Consider the following 15,500-nt stretch of genomic DNA (forward strand, 5'->3'; position numbering starts at 1 on the left):
GGCCTTTTTTTATTTCAATTCATCGAGAATCGATTGTGCGATCTTTTTTTGCTCCGAACTTCCTTTATCCAATACTTCCTGTGCGATATCCTTAGCGGCATCACTATCTCCCATATCGATATATGCTCTAGCAAGATCGATTTTGGTTTCGAATTCATCCATATCGGTCAGATCGGAAACCCCTAAGTCAAGATCGTCAGGAAAACTATCATCACTCCCTTTCTTAGGTGTCGAATCCAAGTCGAAGTCGAAATTAAAATCGAAACCGATATCATCCTTTTCCGCTTCGGTCACACCGGATGCGCCTTCGGCCCTAGTTTCATTTTCGTCGAAAGATACGTTGAATTCATCCATCGAAGAAGAATCAGCAACATCGGTCTTTTTCTCCGTATCGTCATCGAAGGTCTCAAAATCGAACGATTCAAATTCCTCAGAGCTCGAGGCGTCCGTTTTTTCCTCTGTCAGTGCTTCTGCTCCCGAACTCAAGTCAAATTCGATCTGATTATCGTATTGCCCATTCTGCTCCTCCGATGATTGCTGTTTTGAAGCCTCAGATGTGCGATCCCCTGACCCAGGCACCGAAAAATCAAAACTCTCCAAGTCGAAATCGAGGCTGTTATCCGACTTTTCAGCTTCCTCTTCTTCCTCTTTTAAAGGCGATTCTTCCGTTTCAGACTCAAGCTCATCGAACTCAGGCAAATCGAAATCGAAACGATTGTCCTCAGTTATATCAGCCGAATGAGCGGAATCGGCTTCCTGGGAATCTTTATTAATCGCCGACTCGTCCTCGACATCGTCTTCCGTATCAATATCGTCAGTGAACAAGGCCGATCCCGGATTAATTTCACTGGCCATCTCAGCAACTTTTGCCCAAAAATCGATATTTTCGTTTTTTCCGGCTTGCTTCAGTTCATTAGCATAACTTTCGAAACCCTCCTTGTTTTCGTTCGCGTAAAAAATCTCTAAGAGTTTCAATTTGTAATCGTCATTCTCTGGATGTTCGGCAATCGCTTGTCGAATCAGTCCTTCGGCTTGTTGATAACGACCGTATGCCAAATAAACATCAGCCTCGGAAATCGGATCGACTTCATGCTGGTCGCTATCGAAAGCGTCAAAATCGCTCGGAGTAAATTCGCTTAGGAACGAGCTTTCACCAACGGTCCCCACATCATAGGCGGACTCGTCTTCCGCGGCCAATAAATTCAACTCCTCATCAGAGCTGGGAAGACTAATCTGCGATGATGCCGCGAACATACTATCCGTATCGGTTTCTTTTTCCGTTTTGCGCTTCCTTAACCACAACCAGCCTAAACCACCTAACAAACCGGCGCCGACCAGTGCTATTATCGCGTAATAAAAGGAATCCAGGAGTTCACTTACAGGCTCTTGTGCCACAGCTTGCGGCGGTTTTGCCGCCGGACGGGGCGGAGGAACGGTTTCCTTTACCGGTGGCGTAACAACTGGGCGTGCCGGCATCTCAACTTTTTCGGATGGTTCTTTATGCTGCAAAGCGGCTAGCTGTTCGTCTTTTATAGCCAGCATTTGCTGCATCACCGCTAATTGTTCCTCCAACTTCTCCAATCGCGCGCGCAATTCCGCATCATCTCTGCTTGGCTCATCCCGGTCGGCTTTGTCAGGATCGACCGGTTGCAACAAGCTATCATCCCTTTCACCGCTGACAACGCGTTCGGCCTCTTCAACATCTTCTTGAGCAGGGGCAACGAGTCTCAATTGCGAGTCGATAACTTCCTCGTCAACCGGTGCCTCCGTTACTACCGCAACCTGACCTCGCCACACTTGATTTTGCCGACCATACTCTGCCAATGCTTGCCGGTGAGAAAGCTTCAGTATGACCTCTCTTTCCGGAACCTTGAGCCTCGCTCCAGCCATTAATGCATTGATATTGTCTTTATAAAATGCGCTCGGATTATTCTCGAAGAGCGCTATCATGGTCTGTTCAACCGAGACATCGTTTGACGGCCTAACTTTTGAGGCAATTGACGAAAGCGTTTCATTTCTGCCAACCGGTCCGTACACGCCCGATGCAGGCGCGCGTTCCTCTTCACGACGCGGAGCAGGTGCTACCGGACGCTCAACGACTCGTGCATATTCTTGCTCGGCAGGCGTCACACCGTAATCGCTAGGAACCGGCAATACAGGCTGTTGATAAGTTGCGGGCGGGTCGACCAAAACGGTGAACTCGCGATAAAGCGTCCCTTTCGGCCAGTTCACCTCAATCAAAAAATCTAAAAAAGGCTCCTTGAGCGCCTCAGTAGAACTGAGTTTAATAACCGCGCGCTTATCGGACACGGAAACCAGGTTGAATTTAATCTTGGAAAGAAAATAGCTCCAAGGTAATCCCGCCTCATCGAATTTATCGGGAGGCGCGAGTTTCACGGTAATGTCGGACGAATTTTCGTCGGGCGAAAGCATCAACGCAATCTCTGCATCAAGGCTTTGATTAAGGGCCGAGTGCAATGTGATATCGCCAATTCCCAACGGAAGAACACTAGTCGGGGTCATCAACGATAAAAGCGCTATGGATTTAGTCAGTTTGCGCACATTGCTCTCCTTCATACACATATACCACAATCTATTACCCGGAACAGTCAAATATGAGATTAAGCTTAGACTAGATGTAATTTTTTACCAATTCTTCTGCAATTTGCACACTGTTTAAAGCGGCGCCTTTTCTGACGTTATCACCAACAACCCATAAGTCGATTCCCAGCGGATGCGAGATATCTTCGCGAATACGCCCGACAAAAACACTATCGTGCCCGGAGGACTCTGTCACCGCCGTCGGATAACCTCCGTCCCGATGTTCGTCTAGAACTGTCACTCCAGGCGCCTTTTCGAGTAGCGCGCGCACCGATTTACTATCTATTTTGTGACGCGTTTCAATATGCACCGCTTCGGAGTGACCGAAAAAAACAGGCACACGCACAGCGGTAGGATTAACTTGAATCGATTCGTCACCGATAATTTTCCGCGTCTCCCAAACCATTTTCATTTCTTCCTTGGTATATCCATTTTCCATAAATACATCGATTTGCGGCAACACATTGAAAGCGATTTGCTTTGGATAAACGCTCGGTTCAATCGGTTTTCCGTTCAATAAATGCGCGGTTTGCAGACTGAGCTCCTCGATCGCTTCTTTACCCGTCCCGGAAACCGCCTGATAAGTGCAAACATTGATTCGACTGATACCGACCGCATCATAAATCGGTTTCAACGCAACTAACATCTGAATCGTCGAACAATTCGGATTGGCAATGATGCCTCGGTTTTTATAGTCGGCGATCTTCTCGGGATTAACTTCGGGCACGACCAACGGGATATTTTCGTCATAACGAAATTGGGAGGTATTATCGATCACGATGCACCCGGCTGCCGCGGCTTTCGGCGCATATTCGGCGGAAACCGAAGCGCCAGGCGAGAACAAGCCGATTTGTGCTTTGGAAAAGTCGAACTCAGCTAGATCCTCTACCTTCAACGAGCCACCCTTAAACGGAATGCGTTTTCCAACCGAACGGCTACTGGCCAACGCATAAACCTCACCAACCGGAAAATTTCGCTCTTCTAGGATCGAGATCATCGCTTCACCAACAGCACCGGTGGCACCGACCACGGCAACATTATATAATTTAGTCATATTTAATTACCTTTTCATTTAAACAGAAACCACAGCATCACTTGCCTTCGGGATGCTAATATTCATCGCATTAAAAAAATCGGCAACGCCCGTCCCGGCCCTTCATACGAAAAAGGCGATATCAACGTCATAGCTTTCGCTATTCAGAATGCTGCCATAAATCATGCGATAGACTTAACCCAGCCTTAACATTGCGCGTCAATAGGTTATTGAATAATATGCAATAATTAATTTTATGGCACTACACTTGTTATCGCTGGGTTAAGAATTTTTTCGGGCTTATAAACGCAGGGAAACAGCGCTGAATGTCGCTATTATCATGATAAACGGGGACTATTTAGCTCAACGAAGACTAAGAAAACATACGGATGACCATCGATTTCATACCTATTCGCAATACGGACAATGCCGTTTACGACAAAGAAAATCTTACTGAAACCACCGGCATTAACACTACTACCTCCCGGTTTATGGATTTTGAATCGTTTCGTGACTATCGATAACCGAATAATTTTGGATATATGCGGTCAAAATAACCCGGCATTATACACTAGACATAGCCTTCACATACTTTTTGCAAATCAAAACCAACAAGAATGCGGAGTATGCTTGACGAGCATGTCTGCATGCCTTATATGGCATAAGAGCTACCGTCAAGCCCCCCATCAATGAGTTCATCAAACCATTAACACTCAAGCTGGAAATTGCAGAGTCAAAATGCGGCGCCCCGCATTCAACTTAACTCTTGATCAACATTTCCTTCGCGATTTTGTTTTCCCGCGTTCTTTCTTGAAAGACGAGCCAATGCTAAATATTGCTTTCGGAGTAACTTCAATTCTTCGTCGCCGATTTCTTCCAAATCCAACAGCTCGTTGTTAGCTCCTTCAACGGCGCGGATCAATTCGTCCAATTTTACTTGCAACGCATCGGTGTCGCGATTTTGGCTGTTCTGAATCAAGAATACCATTAAAAACGTTACGATAGTCGTCGCAGTATTAATGATAAGCTGCCAAGTATCGCTAAAACCGAATAAAGGCCCGGTAATCACCCAGGTCAAAATGACCAATAATGCCGCATTGAATGCGATTGGTTTACCGGCCATTTGGGACCAGGTGCGTGCGAACCGGTCGAACCGAGCATTCCAAGCTGCGTTATTGTGAAATTGATCGGTAAGACGACCGGTGAGTTTCAAAAAAGCATCTCGAAAACTTACTATTTCATTCATGACTTTAGCCTCTTTGTTTGCGCTGAGGGAACAGAGCATTTACTCCGTCCTTACCGAAAAAACCGCTCTCTTTTGTTAAAGAGTGCGGGGTGAGTCAGGCGAGAAGTCCAACCCCTAACTTAGCGAAATCCAATCTTACAAGAAAGGATGCTGGATTCAGGAGCGGGAAGCCCATCCTTGGGACTTGACGGTAGCTATGCCTTTCGCACTTCAAACTTCGGCAGTGCCTAAGAAGACACCGGGGCGCCTAGAAAAGCATTTCCCGCATGGATGCTGACATAGAGCCATGGACGTATTTACCCAGCACCTAGATTCCATAACCCATTGGCCATGGTTAATTGTCTTGGATAATTTAGGTGCGGGTTAACGGCGTCCTGTCTGTCGAATAACCGCACCCTCTTTACCCCATAAGCGCCAACTTAGCGCTCATTCTATGGTGCATTTGCCGCTTTATGAAAAACAACACCGGTTCCGAGGAGGGTGCGGTTGCTCGACCGACAGGCGTCGGCGGCAGGGATAGCCGCCGCCGAGCCTACATGGACGTATTCACGGCGTCCTATCGGGCGAGTGACCGCATCCACCACAGTTTGCACTTTCATTTGTCTGACGATTGCCGGGCCTTCATGAACGTTACTTAAGTTGGCGCCAATGCCTCTTTACCCCCCGGCACTTCCATTTTCAGGAATGCTGAAAACTTTATCATGCTCGCATGCTCGTTAGTTGCAGGAGTGAATGCCGATTCTACAGGAACACACATCTGCCTAATGCCGACACCCACGCCAAATTGAAAAGTAGACGTTTTTCGCTCCGATGGGAGCCATTAATTTACTATTCTATGCAAACAACCAAGGCGCTCGCTTCGCACGTTCCGTCTCGTATGCACGAATTTGATCGGCATGCTGCAAGGTCAAGGCGATATCGTCAAGCCCGTTCAACAACCTGAATTTTCGATTGGCATCGACGTCAAAGACAATTTCCCGACCGGAAGGCGTAACGATCTTTTGCGAATCCAGGTCAACTATCAGCCGATAACCTTCGGTCAATTCGTTGAATAATTCATCGACAATGCCAGCATCGAGCACAATAGGCAAGATACCGTTCTTGAAACAATTGTTATAAAAGATATCGGCGAAACTCGGCGCGATGATCGCTCTGAAGCCGAAATCTTCGAGCGCCCAGGGCGCATGTTCGCGAGACGAGCCGCAACCGAAGTTCTCGCGGGTCAACAATAGTTCGGCGCCCTTGTACTCCGGTTTATTCAGCACGAAATCAGGGTTAATCGGTCGATTTGTGCAATCCATGTCCGGTTCGCCATGATCCTTATACCGCCATTCGTCGAACAGAAACGGTCCGAACCCTGCCCGACGAATGGATTTTAGAAATTGTTTCGGAATAATCGCATCGGTATCGACATTGGCTCGATCCAACGGTGCGACCAGCGCGTCTATTTTGGTAAATGCTCTCATGCTTGCGCTCCTTGATTTGTTTCGGTGCTGACATCGACGAAATGCCCCGCAATCGCGGCTGCGGCCGCCATTGCCGGACTGACCAGATGCGTGCGTCCGCCATATCCTTGCCGCCCTTCGAAATTACGATTAGAAGTCGACGCACAGCGCTCTCCCGGCTCCAAACGGTCGGCGTTCATCGCTAAGCACATCGAGCATCCCGGATCTCGCCACTCGAATCCGGCTTCAATGAAAATTTTATCCAAGCCTTCGGACTCGGCTTGCTGCTTGATCAGACCCGACCCCGGGACGACCATCGCCAATTGGATGTTAGCAGCTAGCTTTTTACCTTTCGCGACTGCGGCAGCCGCTCTCAAGTCTTCGATTCTCGAGTTCGTGCAGGAACCGATGAATACTTTATCGAGTTTAATATCGGTAATCGCCACACCGGGTTTTAGATCCATGTATTGCAGTGCGCGCTTCATGCTTTCTCGCTTGGTTGCATCGCTCTCTTGATCTGGATCGGGCACACTGGCATCGACCGGCACCACCAATTCGGGCGAAGTCCCCCAGGTCACTTGCGGCTTGATGTCGGCGGCATTCAACTCGACAACTTTATCGAAAACTGCGTCCGGGTCGGAATGCAACTGCTGCCACATACGCTCGGCCATGAACCAGTCGCTGCCTTTCGGTGAAAGCGGTCGTTCGCGGTAATAATCGATCGTGACATCATCGACCCCGATCAAACCAGCGCGCGCGCCCGCTTCGATTGCCATATTGCATACCGTCATGCGGCCTTCCATCGACAATGCGCGGATCGCGGATCCGGCAAACTCGATCGTATAACCGTTGCCGCCGGCGGTACCGATTTTACCGATGATCGCCAACACGATATCTTTCGCAGTGATGCCGGGCCGCACTTCACCATCTACTTTGATTAGCATGTTTTTGGCTTTTTTCTGTACCAAACATTGTGTCGCCAAGACATGCTCGACTTCCGACGTGCCGATGCCGAATGCCAACGCGCCGGACGCACCGTGTGTCGAAGTATGCGAATCGCCGCAGACCACGGTCATGCCGGGCAGTGTCGCGCCTTGTTCGGGCCCTACGACATGCACGATGCCTTGGCGAATATCGGACATATCGAACTCGGTGATACCGAATTCGGCACAGTTTTTTTCGAGGGTTTCGACTTGCAGCCTTGAAACCGGATCGGCAATGCCTTTGTCGCGATCGGTGGTCGGCACGTTATGGTCGGCAACGGCCAAATTTCTCGCTTGTCGCCACGGCTTGCGTCCGGCAAGACGGAGTCCTTCGAACGCTTGAGGAGAAGTGACCTCATGGACTAAATGGCGGTCGATATAGATCAATGAAGAGCCGTCATCCTCGGTATGGACAACGTGATCTTCCCATAATTTGTCGTATAAAGTTTTACCTGACATAGCTACTCATTGTATTAACCGCGTCAGCGGAAAGTAAAAGTATGCGTTAAGCGCCTATATTAGGCGCTAGCGCGTTATCCTAAAACGGCAAAAATCTTTTGCGTAATTTCATCGACCGACCCGACACCGGCAATCGATGCAAAGTGGGTCTTGCCGCCCAATGCCGAATAGTAACCGACCAGCGGCTTGGTTTGTTCGTGATATACGCTCAGTCTTTTACGAACGGTGTCTTCCTGGTCATCATCTCGCTGAATTAAGGGTTCGCCGGTTACATCGTCGACACCGGCCGTTTTAGGCGGGTTGAATGCAACATGATAAGTCCTACCTGAGCCAGGATGCACGCGTCTACCGCTCATTCGCTTAACGATTTCCTCGTCTTCGACCACAATCTCGATAACATGATCAATCACGATATCCATAGCAGCCAATCCCTCGGCTTGCGCGATCGTGCGAGGAAAACCGTCCAGTAAAAAACCGTTTTGGCAATCCGACTGCGCAATTCTCTCTTTGATCAATCCTAAAATAATATCGTCCGAAACCAAGCCTCCCGCATCCATGACTTTTTTAGCCTCGACGCCCAACGGCGTACCTTCGCGCACAGCGGCCCGCAACATATCTCCGGTCGAGATTTGCGGGATATCATATTTTTCGGTAATGAATTGGGCTTGCGTTCCTTTGCCGGAACCGGGGCTACCCAAAAGAATAATGCGCATAATGAAACTCCAAGTTTATCTGGTTATTTGTAATATATGTCGGATTCGCGCCTAAGTAAAAACACACTTTAGCTGTTAATTCGCACTCGCAAAACAAGACATTTTATATCAAAATAAACATTAACTCTTGTAAAAAACAGATATTTTCCCTATTCTTACTCGGTTTATCAATTATCTTTAGGAGTGCAACTGCATGCGCGTTGAAGATCTAATGACTTCGCAAGTATTCACAGTCGAACAACATGACATGATCGATCGTGTCTTTTTCTTGCTGCATTATGAAAAAGTTCGTCATTTACCCGTCGTTGAAAAAGGCAAAGTCATCGGCATCGTATCGGATCGAGACCTATACAAAGCCTTAGGACCGAAAAGCAACTCCAACTCGGTTGAAACCGTCGAAGGCAAAACTGTTTTGCAGGTCGTTCCGCAAAAAGTTCAACACATCATGCGTCGAGGCGTATTGACCGTTAATCCCGATACCTATGCGTCAGAAGCCGCCAGTATCATGGCCGAAAATAAAGTCGGCGCACTCCCTGTCGTCGACAAAAACAATAAACTCGTCGGAATCGTATCGGCCACCGATATTTTGCGCGTTTTTGCGAAAATCGAAAAAGCTAGCGAAGAACGGGAAAAAAGAATTGCGGCCGGTGTCAGCCATACCTAAGCAAACGAATCACTTCGAAACTCCCCCCCGATCTTGAAGTGACTATCGCCCCGGAAGAATACGCAATAAGGGCATGGCTAGAAACCGTTGTCATCGGTCTCGACTTATGCCCTTTCGCCGCTAAACCGTTTCGCCAGGACGGTATTCGTTTCAGCATTTGCCGAAGCGCCGAGACCGCAAGGGGCCTTGAGCGTTTGATCGAAGAATGCCGGCATTTAGATACCGACTTGAGCATAAACACAACACTGCTGATTTACCCCCATTCGCTGCACGAATTCGACGATTATCTCGATTTTCTCTCCCTGGCCGAAACACTATTGTCGGAGCAAGGCTACGACGGTATTTATCAACTGGCCAGCTTTCATCCCGACTACTGCTTTGCCGACAGCGACAGTGACGATCCGGCCAATTATACGAACCGCTCGCCCTACCCCATCCTGCATCTGCTTCGCGAAGACAGCATCGCCGAAGCCATCGAGCGCCACCCGGACCCGGAAAATATCCCCAGGCGCAATATCGCACTTGCCCGTAATCTCGGCAAATCACACCTGCACACACTCATTGCCTCATGCCGCCAGGCAGGTGCTCCGAGAGAATAAACATGCGCAGCAGTATCCGGCACCATGTCGACCAATTGCTGATCGAACAAGGCCGATTTTCGCCGATCGCATGGCTGCTCGCCACCGGCTATCTGAGTTATTCAAACTACATCGATTGGCGAGACGGCCTTATCGAAAACCTGGACAGTCGTTTTACGGCGCCGCGCGAACGTATCATCGAACAACTCGCCATTGCTACGAATTATGCTCGAACGCTAGGCTTGAGTGAAACGCGCGGCACCTATCTTTCAACCGAACAAAACGAACTCATCATCAGCCGCAACTCGCAAGACGACATCAATTTCAAAACGGATTTCGCGCCGCCGCAAGACCGCATGCAGATGGATTTGTTTTTCGACAGCGCGCCGATTTATGCCGAAAACGAGTTAATCGACGCGATCATTACTCGCAACAAACGCAAAATCCCGGAACTGCTAGACACCTTATACGCCTTTGACCCCGAAAAGCACGAAGACTATGCGCTCTTGATCGTGCAGGAAAAAAAATTCCGGGCTCCCGGCTTATCGTTACCCAATAAACTTGATACCTTAGATAATACACTGATGCCGTTAGCGGTAAAGTTATTACGATCCGAGGCCATTCGTTTTCTGACGCCGCTTTGGCAAAGCTTGTCCGCCGAATTAACCGACTGCCCCTTCGATCCCGAACTACCTAAGCTGCATGTCAGCTATTCAGGCATGAAAGCGTTTCTATGGCATGACGTTACCAAAGCAATCGAACAAGAGCCTGACTATTTTAAACAACCAATTTTGCTATTTCGCTATGCCGAGGCTAGCTTCAAGCAGGACCGAGAACTGTCCGGTCTCGAGCATTGGTTTTTATTATTCCTATTGCATACCGAAATTGCCGAACAACTGATAAAACAGACCGGACATCATTTGCTTTCCGACGACTGGCAACGATTTCAGAAGCTTGACCTCGAGCTGCCGACACAGTTTTTCCCGGCCTGGATACTATTGATCAAGCCGGCTCTGGCCAAACAAGACCTTATTTTAAACGGCGAAGCGGAAGGTTTTCTCGCATTCAACCTAGCCAAGCAATTAAGCGCCGAACCGCTTGAGTCGACATCGATCGCTTTAAGAGCGGACCTAAAAAAACTTAATCCGGATTTGTTCCGGCATTTTCTTGATTCCCGCTAAAAAGTGAGCACGCAAAAAACTTGGCGTAACCTTACAAAAACTGATAGATTTTAACGCCCGCTTCCTCTTGATACTCTAATAAACAATGAATAACAAAGACATCGACAACGTCAAAAACTTTCTACTGGATTTACAAAATCGGATCTGCGCCGCGCTGGAAAGCCAGGAACCGAACGCAAGATTTATCGAAGACGACTGGCAAAGACCTGAAGGCGGAGGCGGCAAGACCCGAGTATTAAGCAACGGCCACGTCATCGAACAAGGCGGCGTCAATTTTTCTCACGTCTTCGGTAACCAACTACCTGCGTCAGCGACAGCCGCGAGGCCGGAGTTGACAGGCCGCCGATTTCAAGCGATGGGCGTTTCATTAGTCATTCATCCGCGTAACCCCTATGTTCCGACTTCACATGCCAATGTGCGCTTTTTTGTCGCGGAAAAACCCGGCGAAGAGCCGATTTGGTGGTTCGGCGGCGGATTCGATTTAACGCCTTTTTATCCGTTTTATGAAGACGTGCAGCATTGGCATCAAACCGCACGCCTAGCCTGCGAGCCTTTCGGCAAAGAGGTTTATCCTCGCTATAAGAAATGGTGCGACGAGTATTTTTATTTGAAACACCGCGGCGAAACACGCGGTGCGGGTGGGTTGTTCTTCGACGATCTGAATGAATGGGGCTTCGGGCAATGCTTTGCATTCATGCAAAGCATCGGTAATCACTATATCGATGCCTACGTACCGATTATCGAAAAACGCAAGAACATGCCTTACGGCGATCGAGAACGCGAGTTTCAACTCTATCGTCGCGGACGTTACGTCGAATTCAATCTGGTTTACGATCGCGGCACACTCTTCGGCTTACAATCGGGCGGACGCACCGAATCGATTTTAATGTCGATGCCGCCGGTTGCGAACTGGCGCTATAATTGGCACCCGGAACCAGGCTCGCCCGAAGCCGAATTGTACGAGCGCTATTTAACGCCGCAAGATTGGCTGGGCCAAGACCAATAAACTTACTCCCTTTTGATTGAAAAAACCGTCTAAGAATAAAAGGTATGGGATGCGTCTATTGAGGATCGCATCCAAACGCACTCCAAGCACTTACATTCTGCGGAACGATGAAAGCATCTTCATGATCGTTGTTAACAGGAAAAGACCGATAAGATTCGACTATATAACCCCGTTCGCATAATTGCCGCAAAACACCTTCTTGCCCGGCTAAATGCAACACGCCGACTAAAATCAACTCGCGCTCGGGTGTTCTTAGCATCGCCTCAATCTTAGGCACCCAAGCATTATTGCGACTCACCAGCAGATCTCGATATAGGCGAGGGTAATCGCTACGCATCGCCGCGATGCCTAACTCATCCAAAATATCAAGATCGCCTGAACGCCATGCAGACTTGAGCTCCCCCAGCAACGCGGGGAGTTCTTGAATTTCTCTTAACGTGGACAAAATGAGTTCGTTCCCCTGCCCCAGTCCCATCTGCTCCAGTGCGGATATTTGCGTCTCCAACGATTCTAACGCCCCAACGGGCTTATTATCAGACTTGGCTTTCGCGCTAAAAAAATGATCCACGCCGGCTTCGGCTAAACCAAGACGATGTAATTCAAACATCATCAGACTAATCGCGACCAAAGGCGGCTTCAAGTTCTGTAAAGACTCAATCGGTATGCCCGCATGTTTACAAAAACGCTGCAATTCGGCATAGGTCTCGGCGTTAAGCTCATCACGCAATGTCGTACCGTCGACATATTGTAAACGCCGCATCATAGCTATTTGCGCTTCCTGCCCGGAAAAGTCGGCTAAATCGACTTCCAACACTAATTTGTCGGCTTTTCGATAAACCCGATCAAACGCTTCGGGTAACGGATAATCCGAAGTACTCAGCAAATGAATAGTACCGCCGATAAACAATTCGGCATCATCTTTACTAACCCGCCATAGCGAGGTTTCAGAATAAACCGGCCCCGCAATTAAAAGCGCGAACCCTAAAAAATAGCAAACGACTTTGTCATGCGCGGCAGATTTGAACGTCTTCATAATGATGAAAGATGGAACGTTTGTGTTGCTCGGGCTCTAGCAACGCATTCGGTTCTCGTAAAAATATTGAGTAATTGCGGCTTAGTGATCTACGCCGCCAACTCCATGAATATGGCCGTGAGCCAATTCATCCTCTGTCGCAGCCCTGATATCGGTGACTTCAACATCGAAATTCAGCGACTCTCCAGCTAGAGGATGATTACCGTCAATCGTCACTTCGTCGCCTTCGACCTTAATAACGGTGACAATACCGGGACCGGAACTGACATCGGCATGAAACTGCATACCGACTTCCACGTTATCAACACCTTCAAACATCTTGCGCGGGATAACCTGAACCATCTCTTGAAAATATTCGCCATATCCGTCTTCCGGAGCGATGGCAACTTGGAATTTGTCTCCGACCGATTTACCCTGTAAAGCTTTTTCTAAACCGGGAATGATATTGCCGCTGCCGTGAAGATAAACTAACGCATCACTGCCTATCGAGCTATCGAGTTGCTCGCCTGCCGAGTTAGTTAATGTGTAATGGATCGAAACCGCCATATTGTCAGCAACTTGCATAAATAAACCTTTAATTGATTAATGAAGGGCTGTTTATGATATAAAATTGACGCACGTTTGTGTGAAAATCTTCAAAATTTATTTCAATACTATAGTAATCATGAGCCGCTGGAGACCACCTCAACCTAAATCATCTCCCTACATCACCCGTCATGGCTATCAAGCCTTGGAACAAGAGCTCAAACAGATATGGGAAAAACGTAAAGAGGTAACTGAAGCGCTTGCCGCCGCAGCCGCAGAGGGCGACCGTTCGGAAAACGCCGAATATATCTATCGAAAAAAAGAACTGCGCGGTCTCGACAGACGTATTCATTACTTGCAAAAACGCTTGCCGATACTAAAAGTGGTCGATCAAACACCGAACGATGAAGATCGCATCTATTTCGGTGCTTGGGTAACAGTGGAAAACGCCGAAGGAAAGGAAGTCAAATACCGAATCGTAGGCGCAGACGAACTCGATCCGGCTAAACAGCATATCAGCTTGGATTCGCCACTCGCCAAGGCTTTATTGAAAAAGACTTTTGACGATGTGGTCGTCATTAACATTGCTAATCAAGTCATACAGTATACGGTGCTGGACATTGCCTATGAAGTATGACTCGGAAAACTATTGAATCACGCCGCGCGTATCGATCAAAATTTTCTCTTTGAGGTCGGCCGCCTTCAACGATTTAAACGGCTTATGATCGACTAACAGCAACACGATATCGGACCGCTTGATAACTTCTTGATAAGGCAAAAGCGTAAAGTCCTTGTATTCCGTTAAGTTGGGTTCGGCGACCAGTACCTCGCCAATGGCTTGCTTTCGTATTTCCTTGACGATATCCAAAGCCGGCGACTCCCTCAAATCGTCGACATCGGCTTTAAAAGCCAAACCCAAACAGCCGATAACAGGATTTTTGAATTTATCGGCACTGACTTTGACTTTATCGATGACCCAATGCGGTTTGGCATCGTTGACTTCACGAGCGGTTCTAATGAGTCTGGCTTGATCCGGCGACCTCGCCACAATAAACCAAGGATCCACGGCAATACAATGCCCGCCGACGCCAGGGCCTGGTTGCAATATATTAACTCGCGGATGACGATTCGCCAATTTGATCAATTCCCAAACGTTGATATTTTCTTGATCGCAAATCAGCGACAGTTCGTTAGCGAAAGCGATATTGACATCCCTGAATGAATTTTCGCTCAGCTTGCTGAGCTCAGCGGTTTTGGCATCTGTTGCCAAAATCTCTCCGCGCACAAAGGCTCGATAAAATTCGACAACTTTTTCGGTCGAAATTTCGTTAATACCGCCAACGATGCGGTCATTTTCCACTAACTCCGTCAATATCCTTCCCGGCAACACGCGCTCCGGACAATGCGCGACATAAACGTCCCTTCCGACGTCATGACCTTCCTCGCTTAAGATTTTTGCGACGATATCGTCGGTAGTGCCGACCGGACTGGTCGATTCCAAGATAACAATGTTCCCCGGTTTTACGAAAGGAGCGATAACTCGCGTAGCGGCTTCAACATAGGACAGATCAGGTATATGGTCGTCTTTGAAAGGCGTCGGTACCGCCAGAATAAACACATCGGCTTCTTGCGGCTGCAAGCCGGCTTTCAGGTTTCCTGATTGCACGGCCGATTTGACCAAAATATCGAGATCGGGTTCGACGATATGAATCTTGCCTTGGTTAATGGTATTGACGACACGCTCGGAAGTATCGACTCCAAAGACCTCAAAGCCCTTGGTTCCTAATAAAGACGCGGTAGGCAATCCGATGTAACCCAGCCCAATGACGCAAACTTTTGTTGCCGATGGTTGCATAATTTTTCCTTATAGACCCTTTAACAATTGATGTTGATTGGCCTCACCTTTAAGTGAGAAGTCATTTTGGACATTTAACTACCTCATAAAGCGCTTAATTTTTCTTCATCGTCATTTTATATCAAAATTTCACTAATTAATCTCCGTCAGGCACAGCATTTAAATTTTTTTCAAAGCG

The 15,500-nt window shown here is 48.1% G+C and carries 15 protein-coding genes; 6 read left to right on the forward strand and 9 right to left on the reverse strand.

What is annotated here, in order from left to right; genetic code table 11:
• Positions 1–9: 9 nt before the first annotated feature.
• From WJM45_RS18380 to WJM45_RS18390, 3 genes are all read right to left on the reverse strand, one after another.
• Positions 10–2,562: a FimV/HubP family polar landmark protein gene (locus WJM45_RS18380; RefSeq protein WP_341326483.1), complete on the reverse strand. Its 2,553-nt coding sequence runs from the start codon at positions 2,560–2,562 to the stop codon at positions 10–12.
• Positions 2,563–2,632: 70 nt separating this feature from the next.
• On the reverse strand, positions 2,633–3,655 hold the full coding sequence (locus WJM45_RS18385; RefSeq protein WP_341326484.1) for an aspartate-semialdehyde dehydrogenase: 1,023 nt from the start codon (positions 3,653–3,655) through the stop codon (positions 2,633–2,635).
• 733 nt (positions 3,656–4,388) lie between these two features.
• Complete coding sequence (locus WJM45_RS18390; protein ID WP_341326485.1) at positions 4,389–4,880, reverse strand: low affinity iron permease family protein; 492 nt, start codon at positions 4,878–4,880, stop codon at positions 4,389–4,391.
• A 452-nt stretch (positions 4,881–5,332) separates the two neighbouring features.
• On the opposite strand from WJM45_RS18390, the gene WJM45_RS18395 reads away from it, so the two are divergent.
• Positions 5,333–5,518 carry a hypothetical protein gene (locus tag WJM45_RS18395; RefSeq protein ID WP_341326486.1) on the forward strand — a complete coding sequence of 62 codons (186 nt, stop codon included), beginning with the start codon at positions 5,333–5,335 and terminating at the stop codon, positions 5,516–5,518.
• 195 nt (positions 5,519–5,713) lie between these two features.
• Here WJM45_RS18395 and leuD read toward each other — a convergent pair whose 3' ends face one another.
• The 3 genes from leuD to adk form a co-directional block, all read right to left on the reverse strand.
• A complete protein-coding gene (gene leuD, locus WJM45_RS18400; protein WP_341326487.1) occupies positions 5,714–6,346 on the reverse strand; it encodes a 3-isopropylmalate dehydratase small subunit in 633 nt (210 codons plus the stop codon).
• Positions 6,343–7,767: a 3-isopropylmalate dehydratase large subunit gene (gene leuC, locus WJM45_RS18405; RefSeq protein ID WP_341326488.1), complete on the reverse strand. Its 1,425-nt coding sequence runs from the start codon at positions 7,765–7,767 to the stop codon at positions 6,343–6,345. Before leuC ends, leuD begins: the two co-directional genes overlap by 4 nt.
• Before the next feature lie 74 nt (positions 7,768–7,841).
• Entirely contained in the window at positions 7,842–8,480 is a 639-nt protein-coding gene (gene adk / locus WJM45_RS18410) for an adenylate kinase (RefSeq protein ID WP_341326489.1), read from the reverse strand.
• Between the two features lie 193 nt (positions 8,481–8,673).
• Here adk and WJM45_RS18415 point away from each other — a divergent pair, with 193 nt between their 5' ends.
• From WJM45_RS18415 to hemF, 4 genes are all read left to right on the forward strand, one after another.
• Positions 8,674–9,144, forward strand: a complete 471-nt coding sequence (locus WJM45_RS18415; RefSeq protein ID WP_341326490.1) for a CBS domain-containing protein — start codon at positions 8,674–8,676, stop codon at positions 9,142–9,144.
• Positions 9,145–9,182: 38 nt separating this feature from the next.
• On the forward strand, positions 9,183–9,743 hold the full coding sequence (locus WJM45_RS18420; protein WP_341326491.1) for a DUF1415 domain-containing protein: 561 nt from the start codon (positions 9,183–9,185) through the stop codon (positions 9,741–9,743).
• 2 nt (positions 9,744–9,745) lie between these two features.
• Positions 9,746–10,903 (forward strand): hypothetical protein, encoded by a 1,158-nt coding sequence (locus WJM45_RS18425; protein ID WP_341326492.1) that lies wholly within the window; start codon positions 9,746–9,748, stop codon positions 10,901–10,903.
• A gap of 85 nt (positions 10,904–10,988) precedes the next feature.
• The gene (gene hemF, locus WJM45_RS18430; protein ID WP_341326493.1) at positions 10,989–11,909 is read left to right on the forward strand and encodes an oxygen-dependent coproporphyrinogen oxidase; all 921 of its coding nucleotides are present in this window, start codon (positions 10,989–10,991) and stop codon (positions 11,907–11,909) included.
• 55 nt (positions 11,910–11,964) lie between these two features.
• Here the strand turns inward: hemF and WJM45_RS18435 are convergent, their stop codons facing one another.
• Both WJM45_RS18435 and WJM45_RS18440 read right to left on the reverse strand, forming a co-directional pair.
• Positions 11,965–12,942, reverse strand: a complete 978-nt coding sequence (locus WJM45_RS18435; protein ID WP_341326494.1) for a TraB/GumN family protein — start codon at positions 12,940–12,942, stop codon at positions 11,965–11,967.
• Between the two features lie 81 nt (positions 12,943–13,023).
• Positions 13,024–13,506 carry a peptidylprolyl isomerase gene (locus tag WJM45_RS18440; RefSeq protein WP_341326495.1) on the reverse strand — a complete coding sequence of 161 codons (483 nt, stop codon included), beginning with the start codon at positions 13,504–13,506 and terminating at the stop codon, positions 13,024–13,026.
• A gap of 100 nt (positions 13,507–13,606) precedes the next feature.
• Between WJM45_RS18440 and greB the strand changes: the two genes are divergently transcribed.
• The gene (gene greB / locus WJM45_RS18445) at positions 13,607–14,104 is read left to right on the forward strand and encodes a transcription elongation factor GreB (RefSeq protein ID WP_341326496.1); all 498 of its coding nucleotides are present in this window, start codon (positions 13,607–13,609) and stop codon (positions 14,102–14,104) included.
• A gap of 9 nt (positions 14,105–14,113) precedes the next feature.
• On the opposite strand, the gene wecC is transcribed toward greB, so the two are convergent.
• On the reverse strand, positions 14,114–15,322 hold the full coding sequence (gene wecC, locus WJM45_RS18450) for a UDP-N-acetyl-D-mannosamine dehydrogenase (protein ID WP_341326497.1): 1,209 nt from the start codon (positions 15,320–15,322) through the stop codon (positions 14,114–14,116).
• Between the last annotated feature and the right edge of the window lie 178 nt (positions 15,323–15,500).

Source organism: Methylotuvimicrobium sp. KM2, from assembly GCF_038051925.1.
Classification (GTDB): domain Bacteria; phylum Pseudomonadota; class Gammaproteobacteria; order Methylococcales; family Methylomonadaceae; genus Methylotuvimicrobium.

Excerpts from the sequence above, each read along its gene's own strand:
- WJM45_RS18425 (WP_341326492.1), top strand. The coding sequence starts at position 9,746 with ATGCGCAGCAGTATCCGGCACCATGTCGACCAATTGCTGATCGAACAA.
- leuD (WP_341326487.1), bottom strand. The coding sequence starts at position 6,346 with ATGAGAGCATTTACCAAAATAGACGCGCTGGTCGCACCGTTGGATCGA.
- WJM45_RS18440 (WP_341326495.1), bottom strand. The coding sequence starts at position 13,506 with ATGCAAGTTGCTGACAATATGGCGGTTTCGATCCATTACACATTAACT.
- WJM45_RS18385 (WP_341326484.1), bottom strand. The coding sequence starts at position 3,655 with ATGACTAAATTATATAATGTTGCCGTGGTCGGTGCCACCGGTGCTGTT.
- WJM45_RS18395 (WP_341326486.1), top strand. The coding sequence starts at position 5,333 with ATGAAAAACAACACCGGTTCCGAGGAGGGTGCGGTTGCTCGACCGACA.
- WJM45_RS18390 (WP_341326485.1), bottom strand. The coding sequence starts at position 4,880 with ATGAATGAAATAGTAAGTTTTCGAGATGCTTTTTTGAAACTCACCGGT.
- wecC (WP_341326497.1), bottom strand. The coding sequence starts at position 15,322 with ATGCAACCATCGGCAACAAAAGTTTGCGTCATTGGGCTGGGTTACATC.
- WJM45_RS18415 (WP_341326490.1), top strand. The coding sequence starts at position 8,674 with ATGCGCGTTGAAGATCTAATGACTTCGCAAGTATTCACAGTCGAACAA.
- hemF (WP_341326493.1), top strand. The coding sequence starts at position 10,989 with ATGAATAACAAAGACATCGACAACGTCAAAAACTTTCTACTGGATTTA.
- WJM45_RS18435 (WP_341326494.1), bottom strand. The coding sequence starts at position 12,942 with ATGAAGACGTTCAAATCTGCCGCGCATGACAAAGTCGTTTGCTATTTT.
- leuC (WP_341326488.1), bottom strand. The coding sequence starts at position 7,767 with ATGTCAGGTAAAACTTTATACGACAAATTATGGGAAGATCACGTTGTC.
- greB (WP_341326496.1), top strand. The coding sequence starts at position 13,607 with ATGAGCCGCTGGAGACCACCTCAACCTAAATCATCTCCCTACATCACC.
- adk (WP_341326489.1), bottom strand. The coding sequence starts at position 8,480 with ATGCGCATTATTCTTTTGGGTAGCCCCGGTTCCGGCAAAGGAACGCAA.